At 44.0% G+C, this 12,995-nt stretch carries 15 protein-coding genes; 13 read left to right on the plus strand and 2 right to left on the minus strand.

What is annotated here, in order from left to right; all coding sequences use genetic code 11:
* Positions 1-23 precede the first annotated feature (23 nt).
* The 12 genes from H6G05_RS02195 (at position 24) to cbiQ (ending at position 8,815) form a co-directional block, all read left to right on the plus strand.
* Positions 24-362, plus strand: coding sequence for a CU044_2847 family protein (locus H6G05_RS02195; protein WP_190575934.1), 339 nt, complete (start codon positions 24-26; stop codon positions 360-362).
* Positions 355-3,063, plus strand: coding sequence for an nSTAND1 domain-containing NTPase (locus H6G05_RS02200; protein WP_190575936.1), 2,709 nt, complete (start codon positions 355-357; stop codon positions 3,061-3,063). The genes H6G05_RS02195 and H6G05_RS02200 overlap by 8 nt, the downstream gene beginning before the upstream one ends.
* 198 nt (positions 3,064-3,261) lie before the next feature.
* Complete coding sequence (locus H6G05_RS02205; protein WP_190575938.1) at positions 3,262-3,555, plus strand: type II toxin-antitoxin system RelE/ParE family toxin; 294 nt, start codon at positions 3,262-3,264, stop codon at positions 3,553-3,555.
* A 49-nt stretch (positions 3,556-3,604) separates the two neighbouring features.
* Positions 3,605-3,916, plus strand: coding sequence for a HigA family addiction module antitoxin (locus H6G05_RS02210; RefSeq protein ID WP_190575940.1), 312 nt, complete (start codon positions 3,605-3,607; stop codon positions 3,914-3,916).
* Positions 3,917-3,975: 59 nt separating this feature from the next.
* Entirely contained in the window at positions 3,976-4,191 is a 216-nt protein-coding gene (locus tag H6G05_RS02215) for a hypothetical protein (RefSeq protein ID WP_190575942.1), read from the plus strand.
* Between the two features lie 119 nt (positions 4,192-4,310).
* Positions 4,311-4,589: a prevent-host-death protein gene (locus tag H6G05_RS02220; RefSeq protein WP_190575944.1), complete on the plus strand. Its 279-nt coding sequence runs from the start codon at positions 4,311-4,313 to the stop codon at positions 4,587-4,589.
* A complete protein-coding gene (locus tag H6G05_RS24950) occupies positions 4,586-4,789 on the plus strand; it encodes a PIN domain-containing protein (protein ID WP_199310274.1) in 204 nt (67 codons plus the stop codon). Before H6G05_RS02220 ends, H6G05_RS24950 begins: the two co-directional genes overlap by 4 nt.
* Positions 4,753-4,974 carry a PIN domain-containing protein gene (locus H6G05_RS24955; protein WP_199310276.1) on the plus strand — a complete coding sequence of 74 codons (222 nt, stop codon included), beginning with the start codon at positions 4,753-4,755 and terminating at the stop codon, positions 4,972-4,974. The genes H6G05_RS24950 and H6G05_RS24955 overlap by 37 nt, the downstream gene beginning before the upstream one ends.
* Before the next feature lie 145 nt (positions 4,975-5,119).
* On the plus strand, positions 5,120-6,811 hold the full coding sequence (locus H6G05_RS02230; RefSeq protein WP_190575945.1) for an NAD-binding protein: 1,692 nt from the start codon (positions 5,120-5,122) through the stop codon (positions 6,809-6,811).
* 134 nt (positions 6,812-6,945) lie between these two features.
* A complete protein-coding gene (locus H6G05_RS02235) occupies positions 6,946-7,653 on the plus strand; it encodes an energy-coupling factor ABC transporter permease (protein WP_190575947.1) in 708 nt (235 codons plus the stop codon).
* Positions 7,654-7,679: 26 nt separating this feature from the next.
* The gene (locus H6G05_RS02240; protein ID WP_190575949.1) at positions 7,680-7,997 is read left to right on the plus strand and encodes a PDGLE domain-containing protein; all 318 of its coding nucleotides are present in this window, start codon (positions 7,680-7,682) and stop codon (positions 7,995-7,997) included.
* An 11-nt stretch (positions 7,998-8,008) separates the two neighbouring features.
* Positions 8,009-8,815, plus strand: coding sequence for a cobalt ECF transporter T component CbiQ (cbiQ, locus tag H6G05_RS02245; protein ID WP_190575950.1), 807 nt, complete (start codon positions 8,009-8,011; stop codon positions 8,813-8,815).
* Positions 8,816-8,836: 21 nt separating this feature from the next.
* Here cbiQ and H6G05_RS02250 read toward each other — a convergent pair whose 3' ends face one another.
* Complete coding sequence (locus H6G05_RS02250; protein ID WP_190575952.1) at positions 8,837-9,463, minus strand: Uma2 family endonuclease; 627 nt, start codon at positions 9,461-9,463, stop codon at positions 8,837-8,839.
* A gap of 103 nt (positions 9,464-9,566) precedes the next feature.
* Here H6G05_RS02250 and H6G05_RS02255 point away from each other — a divergent pair, with 103 nt between their 5' ends.
* Positions 9,567-10,667, plus strand: coding sequence for a glycosyltransferase family 4 protein (locus H6G05_RS02255; RefSeq protein WP_190575954.1), 1,101 nt, complete (start codon positions 9,567-9,569; stop codon positions 10,665-10,667).
* 38 nt (positions 10,668-10,705) lie between these two features.
* Here H6G05_RS02255 and H6G05_RS02260 read toward each other — a convergent pair whose 3' ends face one another.
* Positions 10,706-12,892 carry a sigma 54-interacting transcriptional regulator gene (locus tag H6G05_RS02260; protein WP_242025187.1) on the minus strand — a complete coding sequence of 729 codons (2,187 nt, stop codon included), beginning with the start codon at positions 12,890-12,892 and terminating at the stop codon, positions 10,706-10,708.
* Positions 12,893-12,995: the final 103 nt, after the last annotated feature.

Consider the following 12,995-nt stretch of genomic DNA (forward strand, 5'->3'; position numbering starts at 1 on the left):
TTAGTAATCGAGAGCAGTAAGTTATGGCAAATGGTGACGATCGCACTCAAAATATTCCTGTCAAACTTAAAAATGGCAGAATCATTCGGGTTGAAGTAACGCAGACTGGGCGTGAAGATGTGGCACTTGGAGCAGCCAGTGAGTTTGAGGAAGTAACTGATGCGTTAGAGGGGATTGTGGAAGCGATCGCTGAAACGATTAATCAGGCAAATCCCACTAAGGCAACTGTAAAGTTTGGACTGGAGATTGCTGTGGAGTCGGGCAATTTGATTGCGATTTTGGGCAAGGGCAGCACTAAAGCAAATTTAGAGATCGCGCTGGAATGGACAAAAGAAGAAGGATCAGGAAAAATCATTGGCTAGTCTAAGTCCAGACAATCTCCATACTTGTACTGTGAAGCTGAGCATTGATAATACTCACGGTACAGGTTTCTTTGTGGCGGCGGGGCTGATTTTGACCTGTCATCATGTGGTTAAAAATGCTGGCGATCGCCCGATTAAGGTGAGATGGCAAAACCAAGAGGATTTTGCAGTGGCGACGGTTTTGCAGTCTTTTCCCGATCCTATCGATCTGGCTCTGTTGCAATTTGAGACGGTAGAAGCTTTAGCCTCTGTGGAGTTGGATGGGGCGATCGCTGCTTTTGATGATCTCTTTGCCTATGGTTATCCTGAGCGTGACCCGAATGGTGCGGGTGTGGTGTTGCGATGCGATGGGCTGAATGGTGATGTGCCGCCGAAGATCAAGTTTAGTGATGGCACTGCGCGACTTGGGTTAAGTGGTGCGCCGTTGCTCAATCCTGCTACGGGCAAGGTGTGTGGTGTTGTTAAATATACTGAAGATCGCAATTTCCCTTTAGGTGGCGGTGGGATTCCGATCGCGACTGTTTTTGAGTATTTTCCCGTTCTCAACACTCCTTATAAGGGACTTGCCTATTTTAAAGATGACGATGCACGGTTCTTTTTTGGGCGGACAGGACTAACGGATTTATTGCTTGATCGCCTACAGCAAAGTAATTTTCTAGCACTATTAGGGGCTTCGGGCAGTGGCAAATCTTCGGTATTACGGGCGGGACTACTGAACCAATTACGTCAGGGGCGATTATCGGGTAGCGATCGCTGGGAATTGCGGGTGATGTTACCGACTGAGCATCCACTTAAAAGTTTGGCTAATGAGTTTATCGATCAAAAGTTAGGGAATATTGATCGCGCTGCACAGTTGGCAACAGCCGAAAAGCTACTTGCTGAGGGCAAAGATGGTTTGCGGCGTTTGGTGGAAGCAACGGCAAAAGCAACCCGCATGGTGTTGGTGATCGATCAGTTTGAGGAATCCTTTACGCTCTGTCAAAATCTGGAGGAAAGGGAACAGTTTTTTGCTTGTTTGATTGGGGCGCTAGAGATTACGGCGGATAAGTTCTGTCTGGCGATCGCTATGCGTGCGGATTTCTTTGGGAAATGTGTGGAACGGGAATATGGGGGACTATCAAAACGAATTGCGGCGCATTTGGTGGCGGTGACACCGATGAATGATGATGAGTTGCGAGAGGCGATCGCTAAACCTGCGGCGATTGTTGGTTGTGAAGTGGAGCCAATTTTGATTGAGGAGATTGTGCGGGATGTGGCAGGTGCGCCTGCGAATTTGCCATTGATGCAGTTTGCGCTCTCGGAATTATGGCAGTTACGGGATGGAAATCGCTTGACTTTGCAAGCCTATAAGCAGGAGTTGGGAGGGATTACGGGGGCGTTAGAGAAACGCGCAAATGCGGTCTATGCTCAATTTACGGATGAGTTAGACAAGAGGGCGGTGAAGCATATCTTTTTGTCGCTGACGCAGTTGGGTGAGGGTACGGAAGATACGCGCCGCCGTGTGGAGATGTCGAATTTGGTGACGGCTAAGTTGTCGCTGGAGGCGATCGAGCGGGTGGTGCGGAGGTTGGCGGATGAGAAGTTGGTGGTGACTGATGATCGCGAAAAGAGAAAGGTGAGTGGTGATGCGATCGTGGATGTGGCGCATGAGGCGTTAATTCGTGGTTGGAAGTTGTTGCGCGGCTGGTTGGATGAAGATCGCCAGAATTTACGGCAACAGCGATGGATTGAAGATCGGGCGATCGAGTGGCAGAGATCTGGGAAAGTGAAGGAGTTTTTGCTGTCGGGGAAGCAATTGAAGGAGTCACGGAAGTTTCAACAGCAAGAAGTGGATAGATTTCCTTTGCCTGAATTAGCGCAACAACTTCTTAAAGTGAGTAAGCGCCAAAGAGTAAAGGAAATAGCTTTTGTGGCGATAATCTACATGATTGTTCCTATTGTCTTTGGAGGATTTTCTATTCGTTGGTGGTATTTAGAAACAAAATGGGCTGTATTGCGACAATGCGAAAAAGAACAAACTAAAGATGGTAAATGTGCGGGTAGAGTAGAAGCTCTTAAGTCATTAATCAATGCTAACGCTAACCTTCACTCCATAGACCTTAGCGGTGCTAACCTCAGTAGTATTGATCTCAGTAAAACTGACCTGAGCCGAGCTAATTTGAGCAGAGCTAATCTCAGTAGATCTGACTTGAGTAAAGCCAAGCTCAGTGAAGCAAACCTTAATAGTGCAGACCTAAGTAGGGCAAATCTCGCAGGAGCCAACTTGAGTAGAACTGATATGAGCAGAGCAAACCTCAATAATGCAAACCTCACTAGTGCAGACCTAAGCAGGGCAAATCTGACGAGCGCTAGTTTCATTGAAACGAACCTCTTTAAAGCAGATTTTTTCAGTTCTAACCTTAGCAAAACCAATTTCAATAATGCTTACCTGATCGAATCCATACTTGTTGGAACAGATCTCACAAGAGCAGATCTCAGCAAAGCCCAACTCATCAAAGTCTCTCTCGAAAGATCGAATCTAGAAGAAGTAAACCTAAGTGAAGCTAGTCTGGTGGGTCTAGACAAATCCAACTTAGAGATAATCAAAACAACCTGTAATTGGGAAAAATCTAAAATAAGCGAAGAGTTACGCGCGAGTCTTACAAAAGCTCCCAATCCCAAAGAAAAAACTGATTGTAGTCAATGGAATAAATCATCCTGATTTACTCTCATCTTATTCTCCATCACCCACCCGTCCCAAACGGAACACCCCTCTTCCCATCAACCTTAATCCCCTACTCCAGCATCACCTTACTCAAATTCGCCACAGCCACATTCCTCAGAGCATCCAGTACCCCATTCCCATAGAACAAAGTCATTTAAGCAATATATAGCATGACATCCGTGTTACCATGCTACAATGATTATCTCATTCAAAAATCAAGGTACACGCGATATCTTTGATGGCAAAAACACAAAGGAAGCTAGAAAAACTTGTCCCGCATCGCTTAATCGAGTCGCCACCCGTAAACTCGACCAAATCAACGCCGCCATTAGCTTACAAGACTTGCGAATGCCGCCTAACAATCGACTAGAAACATTACTAGGCGATCGCGCTGGGCAATATAGTATTCGCATCAACGCTCAATATCGCATTTGCTTTATCTGGACAGAAACTGGAGCCGAACAGGTCGAAATCATCGACTACCACTAATTGCCAATAATTAATCAAAAACTCATTCACAAAACCAACCCAAAAAAATATGCCTTACATTCCCACCCATCGTCCACCAACCCATCCTGGGGAAATGCTCCTCGAAGAATTTCTATCCCCATATAGCCTAACCCAGCGACAACTAGCCGACGCGATCCATGTCCCATATCAAAGGATCAACGAAATCGTCAACTGTCGGCGCGGCATTACCCCTAGCACAGCCCTACGCTTAGGAAAATTCTTCTCCACTTCACCAGACTTCTGGATGAACCTACAACAATCTTGGGATTTGTATCACGCTCAATTAGCAGAAAGAACTGACTTATCGGCTATACAACCTTTATCATTAGCCGCCAGTTAACAGCGATCGCCTGTGGCAAAATATGAAAGTAGCGATCGCGCAATTTTGGAGGTTAACCCATGCTCAAAACTGTACAGGGAATTTATAAAAACGGGCAAATTCGTCTTACAGAAGTACCACAAGGTATCCTCGAAAGCACTGTATTTGTTACCTTTCTAGAAAATAAGATCGCTACTTGGTCAGATCTCATTTTGCAACATCAAGGTTTTGCCGAAAGTATTAACTTTGAGTCCTATCGAGAGGAGCTAAGGCCACCCCAAGAAATAGCACTTTAAATTCACAAACTTGATTTATGCGATATTTACTAGATACTTGTGTAGTCAATGACTTTGTAAAGGTTGATGCAAATACATCACAGCGATTAAAGACAATTTATCGTAAGGGCTAAAAAACTATGACTTGGAAAATTGAAGAAGCACAAGAACAATTTTTGGAAGTTGTTAATGCTTCTGGACAAACTCCTCAACTAATTTATCAGCGCGATCGCTTTGTTGCGGCGGTAATTCGTGCTGACCTATTTCAAGAATTTCTTACATGGCAACAACAGCAAAAACGAACTTCCCTAGCCGATACCTTCGATGAATTACGACAGATTTGTATTGCAGAAAACTATACCTTCGAGATTAGCCCACGCTGCGATCGCCCTAATCCATTTTTAGAAATGCTGCCATGACCTTTCTCTGCGATACAAATATTATCAGTGAGCTAGCTAGACCTCGCCCAAATTCTGGGGTGATTGATTGGAGTCAAAATGTTACGTTCATAGCCATAAGTGTAATTACGATTGAAGAAATCACTTACGGGCTAACAGCAAAGCCAAATGCAAGGATTCAAGATTGGTTTCAGCATTTTCTTGCCAAATATTACCAGTAACACCTGAAATAGCTCAATGTGCAGGGCTAATGCGTGGCAACTTCAGAACAAAAGGTATTTCTCGCTCTCAAGCTGACATTCTTATTGCTGCGACTGCTGAAGTTCACGATCTAATTCTGGTTACGCGCAATAATCGTGATTTTGAAGGTTGTAATATTCAAATCTTGAATCCGTTTGTTGAATGACACTTCTGGCGCGTTCTCGGGTAAATTTGCATACCATACTGCGTTTTAGGAGACACAGGTATTATCAGCTACAGTCACAATGTCATCGATAGCTCACAATAGTTACGATAGTCCTATGGGTAGCGATCGCCATCGCGCATAAGCAATGAAACCCCGCATTATCATCTGTGGTCTGGATCGCACGGGTTACAAAATTTTGGGTTTGCTGAAACAGCAAGGTTGTCTTGTTGTGGGCATACACGATCGCCCGATTCATCAAGCTGATGCTGAAATTATTATTGGTGATTTGGCGGCAGCGGAAACATTGCTTGCCGCAGGAATTCGCGATGCTCAGACATTGATTTTGGCAGGAGCCGACGAGACCCGCAACTTGTCAATTTTGATGCAAGCAAGGGTTCTTAATCCCCATGTCAGAATTATTAATCGGTTGTTTAACTCCAGTTTGGGCGTGCGTCTAGACTTGACTTTGCCTAATCATTTGACCATGAGTGTCGCAGCTCTGGCTGCGCCTGTATTTGCCTTTAGTGCAATGGGAAGTCAGGCGATCGGTCAATTGCGCCTATTTAACCAGACTTGGCCGATTCATGAAGAATATATTGATGATCATCATCTTTGGTTTGGTAAACCTCTGTCCGATTTTTGGGAAGATCGCTCAAGGATGTTGATTTATTACCTACCCTACGACGAGAGCAAAGTTGATCTGGTCAGTGCCGTGCTAAATGGTCGAACTTTGCAAATAGGCGATCGCCTCTTACTTGGCACTCAGCCCAGTGTCAGAACGGCATCGCGCCCAATCTTGCAGAAAATATCTAAACTCTTTATGAGCTTTCGCCATTTTCATGAACATGGACGAGCTGTCCTGTTTACCGCGATCGCTCTATTGGTGACAATTTTTTCGGCAACGGTGGTTTATACCAGCTTCCAAATGAATATTTCCCTAGTGAATGCCCTCTATTTTTCGGTGGGGATGATTACGGGAGCAGGTGGCAACGAGCAAGTTGTAGAACATTCCCCTGATAGCATCAAAGTTTTTACAATTATCATGATGCTGATTGGTACAGCGGTAATTGGAATTTTCTACGCGATTTTAAATGATTTTATTCTGGGTTCACGACTGAGGAATTTCTGGGATGCGGCTCGAGTTCCCCAACGCAATCATATTGTTGTGTGTGGTTTGGGAAGTGTCGGTGTGCAGACAGCGCTACAACTGGTTAGCTATGGCTATGAAGTTCTAGTTATAGAACGCGATCTCAATAATCGTTTCTTAGATACGGTGCGATCGCAAAATATTCCCGTCATTCATGGTGATGCGAGCCTACCCACGACTCTCAAGGCTGCCAATCTTGAAAAAGCTGAAAGTCTGCTTGCTGTCACCAGTAACGACACGGCAAATTTAGAAATTGCGCTGAATGCTAAGGGAATTGCGCCACGATGTCGGGTGGTAGTGCGTTATGACGATCCCTACTATGCCAGCATGGCACAGGAAGTATTTGATTTTGAAGCAGTTCTCAGTCCTCCCGAAATTGCGGCTCCTGCCTTTGCTTCTTCGGCTCTAGGTGGACGCATTCTCGGCAATGGCATTGTTGCTGATAGCCTCTGGGTAGCGATCGCCACCATGATTACGCCCAATCATCCATTCTGTGGAAAACCTGTCTGCGAAGCCTCTATGACCGCAGATTTTGTGCCACTTTATATTGAGACTTCCTGCCAAACCATACATGGATGGAACTTATTGGAAGCATCTCTAAGTGCAGGTGATATTCTCTATTTGACGATGCCAGCGGCAAAATTAGAACAGCTATGGCGGGTTGCTCCTTTTCAAGTAGCGGTTAGCTAGATAGCTTGTATTGTCGCTGCCACATTAACTTTCTGTGATTTTGGATGCGAAATTAGTCAAATATCTTTATCATAATGATGGGCGGTACGAAGTACCGCCCATCATTATGATAAAGCTCAACTTATGGAGTGTAGATGTTTTCGCTTCCAATTCATTTAGCAATGCATATTCCCGATGGCTACCTCAGCTTGCCAGTGAGTTTGGTTACAGGAGGTATAGCGATCGCCTTAATTGCTCTCTCTCTTAATCGTGTGCAATCAGAATATAAAGAACGTACTGTGCCTCTGATGGGTGTAAGTGCCGCTTTTATTTTTGCCGCGCAGATGATCAACTTCCCGATTGTCGGTGGTACATCTGGGCATTTAATGGGTGGAACTCTAGCAGGGATTTTGCTTGGTCCTTGGGCTGGCTCGTTAGTTATGTCGGTAGTCTTTATTGTGCAGACCATCATGTTTCAGGATGGTGGTTTGACTGCGTTAGGAGCCAATATCACGATCATGGGACTAATGGGAACCTTTGGTGGTTATTATCTTTATCGAGTGATTCGGTTTTTGATTGGGCGCAATACTTGGCTAGGTATGAGTGTCAGCACGGCGATCGCTTCATGGACAAGCGTAGTCGTGGCAGCCGCAGTTTGCGCGGTGCTTTTAGCACTTTCGGATACAGTTCCCTTAGCTTTAGGAATGACGGCAATGCTATCTTGGCATTTCATGATTGGCATTGGTGAGGCGTTTATCACCCTTTCCGTAACTAGTTTTATCTGGAAGACTCGCCCTGAGCTAATTTATGATGCTCCCCATACCCTCACCCCTAGCCCCTCTCCCACTGGTAAAGGCGAATAAAATATTTCTGTAATTAACATAAACAAATGCCCAAAAAAAATGTTTTTATATTCTCAGGATTAGCCTTAGCTCTGAGTATTGCTGCATTACTCTCACCCTTTGCTAGCAAAGATCCAGATGGATTGGATCGAGTTGCTCAAGATTTAAAATTTGAAGAAAAAGCGACTGAAAACCCACCTACAAAACAACTTCCCTTCTCACAGGTTTTTGAAGAATATTCGATCAAAGCAGTTTCCAATGAGAAGGTATCGACGGCTCTCGCAGGTATCACAGGTACATTAGTCGTATTTGGCTTAGCGTGGGGAATTGGAAAGCTCGCTGTACGCAAATCTGAACCAAAATAAAAGCTGGATCTATGCTGCTCCATATTCATCTAACTGAATCAAGCGATCGCCTGTCTCTATCCCAGAGCGATCGCCTAAATATATGGAATCACTTAGCTGTGCATACACGCTTGCTCTGTATATTTCTATTGGTATTTGCGATCGCTTTAACGCCCATGGGTAGATGGTGGACTTGGGCGCTATATGCAACTGTGACTTTGCCAATTCTCTATTGGAGCAAAGTCGATTTAGGAATATTAGCCAAGCGCATGGCGATCGAGTTAATGTTTATGGGTGTCATTCTTTTAGGGACTCTATTTCGGGGCGGTGGAAACGTACTCTGGCAATGGGGCTGGTTACAAATTACCACGAATGGATTAATGATTTTAGGAAGTGTAAGTATCAAAGCTTTTCTATCTTTACTTCTCTTAAATATTCTTACCCTCAGTACTTCCGTTCCCTTATTACTACAAGCTCTAGTTACTCTCAAAATGCCTCCTTTGCTAATTAGCATTCTTGCTTCCATGTATCGCTATATTAATGTGCTAATTAATGAGTTTAATGCCATGCGTCGTGCAGCTACTGCTCGGAACTTTGACCCGCGCAATCTCTACAACTATCAACGAGGCGATCGCGCATGGCAACGACAGGTATTAGGTAATATGCTCGGAGTCCTGTTTATTCGTACCTACGATCGCGGCGATCGCATTTATCAGGCGATGCTAGCACGCGGCTATCAAGGCACACCGATGATCATGGAATCAGCTACAGGCAATTGGCGCGATCGGCTAGCGATTGCTTGCGTTCTGGTCGTAATTCTATGTGGGACGCTAATTTAAAAATGTGGCTTCGCCACATTTTTAAAAAGTTTCTATGGCAGCTTGGAATATATCATCAGTCATCAAATTTAGTTCGGGCAAAATATCAGATTCAATCCTTTTACCCGCAGTAAATAGAAATAGCTGATATTCCCCTTCGATCAATTTGCAAACTGTTACCGTGGGCTGCTTTGGCTTACCAATATGTCGTACTGCTCCTAGAGCTAAATAGTCTACAATCCAATATTCAGCAATTCCCATAGCTTCATATTCTGCCAATTTCACCGCATAATCATTGCGCCAATTGGTACTTACCACCTCAATTACTAAAGGCACAGTCTTGCCATTTTGAATTACCGAAGACTTTTGCCAGAGAGGCTCATTGCCTAATTCTCGCCGATCTATAACCACTACATCAGGAGTAAAACCTGTCTCCACCATTTCTGGCTTTAATAGACACATTCTACTAACCCGATAGTTAGAATGATTACTACGAACCTCTAAAGTTAGCTCCTCAGACAAAAAGCTACTAGCTAATTCATGATCACCTATAGGCATCATTTCTCTAACCACTCCTCTATATAGCTCATAGCGCCTACCATCTTCGGGATACCAATCGATAAACTCTTCAAAAGTCATGCGATCGCAGTCAACTAGTGCTTGTACCATCCCCATACCTCTAACTTTTGGGTTTTGACTTGCCTCGATTATAACTGGTATAACTAAGTTCAATTTGCTGAAACGCTAGCAAACTATGTAATCAAGACATACAGTGAAAAAACACATTCTCTTCATTTTGCCTTACCTTAATCAAGGTGGTACAGAAAAACAAGCTCTTAGTCTGATCAAAGGACTTGGCGATCGCTACAAAATATCGCTATTAGCCCCAGATGGTAAAGGCGCACCCCAATTTCGAGCTTTACCAATCTTGCAGCGTGAATATACCAAGTGGGAGATCAATTTTTTTAAAGGTTTTCCCGAACTGATCTCAGCAATTAAGGAAATCCAAAAAGAACAAGCGATCGATCTTGTGCATATTCATGGTGCTCATGAATTAATGTTAGCTGTACATTTAGCATTAAGCAAAGTTCCAATTCTCTTTACGGTGCATGGCTATCATGGAGCAGGAGCAAAATTTAGTTATCAAATGTCCTGCTGGTTTAGTAATTGGTTAGCCGATCGCGTAATTTGTGTTTGTGAAGCTGAATATAATCTTTTACGCGAATTAGGACTAAATAAAAAGAAGCTCCATTTAATTTATAACGGAGTCCAAGAGCCGATTCTCGATTTGGACAAGTCATTGGAACTGGCTCAGAAGTTTCAGCTAGACCCTGCTAATCAAATCATTCTAGGATCAGCCGCGCGACTAGATGAGGCAAAGGGTTTAACCTATTTACTTCAGGCTTTTGCTAAATTGCAAGGAGATAACCTGCGCCTAGTCATCGCTGGGAATGGTGAGTTAGAAGCTTCTCTTAAACAAGAAGCTCAGGATTTAGGGATCGGCGATCGCGTGATTTTTACAGGCTATCTCGAAGACTTGCCTAACTTGATGAAACTGTTTGATATTTTTGTACTGCCGTCGCTGCAAGAGGCTTGTAGTCTTGCCTGTGCAGAAGCGATGTCTCAAGGCAAGCCCGTCGTTGGTACTTGTGTAGGAGGCATTGCTGAGCAGGTCAGCGATCACCAAACAGGTTTTATCGTCATGCCCCGCGATCCTGATAGTTTGGCAGCTAAGCTTGCGGAACTGATTGCTGATCGAGATTTACGCGATCGCTTTGCGAAGAATGGGTACAGTCGCTATCGACAGCTTTTTTCCAATGAAATCATGCTCGAAAAGACTGCCCAACTATACGATCAGATGATCGAGAAATAAAAAAGAGGAGAGATAATGCTTCGCATTATTTCTCCTCTTTAAGTAGGGATAACAATAATTAGCCACAAGGCGATCGCTAAAACTAGGGTACTCAAATGTTGAGGAAGTAGCGATCGCCAAGTTTGTCGCGCAATCTTTTGGGTCAAAGCCCATGTTAAAAGTACGGAAAAAATTAACGTTGTTCCTTGCAGAAACTCAATCACCGCAGGATGAGCGATGAAAATTGGTAGATTCGAGCCATCTAGCCCAAAAGTTGCCCAACTAACTGGCAATATTCGCCCCGCTTCTTGAAGAAATAAGCGTAGATAATGCGCCAGATTTGCTCCCAATACTAAGGGCAAATATCCATAGGCGAGCTGAATAAATGGTCTAGGCTTACAGGTAGTAATACCATAGGGAAGCTGATAATCTTCGCAATTCTTTTTCCAGATGATCGTAAGCCAATAGAGCGATCGCATAATTCCATGAGCAACTAAGGGAATTAGCGCCGCAACAATTAAAATGAGTAGCGATACGGCTAAATGGGGCAAGAGAAATTCGTTACTAGTCGGCAAACTTAACGCTGTTTCGATTTCTGGCAATCGATGCAAAAATGCGCCACCAAGCAATAACAATAGCAAGGCAACTTCATAGTTACGTGGAACATGGGTTGTCCATAATTCGATCGCAGGAGGTCGGAGATTGAACTCCACTGATCGGTGGGGACAAGCTTTAAGGCAGGTCATGCATAACACACAGTCTCGATTATCTTGCAGTTGAGCAGGATGGGAATACAGTGGACATCCATTGGTTTCTAAGCCTTCGCCTTTTTGAACGCCGCCTTTATAGCATTGATAGGTTGTACATTCGGCTGAACAGGTTCCCTGCTGAGCGCGTAATTCTGTCATGGAGAGTTTGGCAAATAATCCATTCATGCCACCAATCGGACAAAGATAGCGACACCAATACCGACGCTCAAAAATCAGGGAACAGATCATTGCGCCAGCCGTAATCAATAGTAATAAATATGCCGAGAGATAAGCCGTATTTTGTAAGTCCCAAAGTTCTTCCCAAAGATAAATCAATACGAATAGACCGAATAAGAACCATCCACCCCAACGTTCAGCCCAATCACGATTCCAAGATTTAAGTTGGCGTGGAAACAGCCACAAAGAGAGCTTCTGCACAACTTCACCGTAAATCATAAATGGGCAGATGGAACACCATAGTCGTCCCACAAAAGGAAAGCTAATTAAGATTAATGGCCACCACCATGCCCAAAAAAAGTTAAGCGCAATATTGCGATCGCGGGTTTGAGGTGCTAAAAATAGCGTTGCGACAACAATTGCAAAAAAGGTGAAGGTAAATCCATAGTTAATGCGATCAGGAAACCAGTCACTGCGTAAAAATCGACGTAGATCAGGAAAGGCATTGAGCAGATTAAACCGAAACTTTTTGCCCTTGGGTTGAGTTGACCAAAATACTGATTCATCTAGCGATCTCGCACCCTGTGACTGCAATATCGCCCGTTCCACCAATAATTGCAGTTCTTTGAGATTGCCAGTGAAGTCATAGCTTTGGAGACTGCGTAGAGCTTCAGCAGTGATCGTGGGCTTGGGAATCCCGCGATCGCGACAAAATAGACTGATGTAATATTCCACATGGGGTTTAATATCGACTTTTCGCACTCTCAAGGATGGAACCTTAATCGAATGTTTAATATGGGATGCACAAGCTGATTGACGTTTCTCGGAAACCATGATGATCCTTGCTTCGCAGATTAGAGGTGGATCAGTTTCATCACTGCCGACTTGCCTAAAGATTCCCTTTTCTAGAAGTTGGACGATTTTAGGAATTAGTTCTTTCGGTAACTCTTGAATATTATTTAAGACGAGAGTTCCCTTTCCCAAATACGTTAATAAGCCGTGATTTCCACCTGCACGCCCAAATAAATCTGCGCCACTGGTTTGGACAACACTACAATTCACTTTTGCGATCGCTTCTCGTCGTTGTGCCGAATTAAAATGAATCAGAGCCGCAATATTGTCTTTGTCTAGTCCTGGTTCGCCCAGAATCAATACTGATTGTCGATCTTCACTCGCTTTTTTAATCTCTTGCCGTAATCTGGTGGCATAGCGACTCTTGCCGATAATTCCCCGTTCAGCCTTAGTAATCAGATAGGGTTGCAAAACCTGCGATCGCTCTTGCATCCACTCTAAAGAAGTCTCAGAATAATTGGAAGACATAATTCTTAATAGGCTCATGCTATTGCCAATTAGAGTATACTCTCTCGGCTGAAACATAAAACTGTAGGCAAAGTTGGCGCAAAACACCACCAAAGACAAACCC

This window comes from Phormidium tenue FACHB-1050 (genome assembly GCF_014696925.1).
Classification (GTDB): domain Bacteria; phylum Cyanobacteriota; class Cyanobacteriia; order Pseudanabaenales; family Pseudanabaenaceae; genus Pseudanabaena.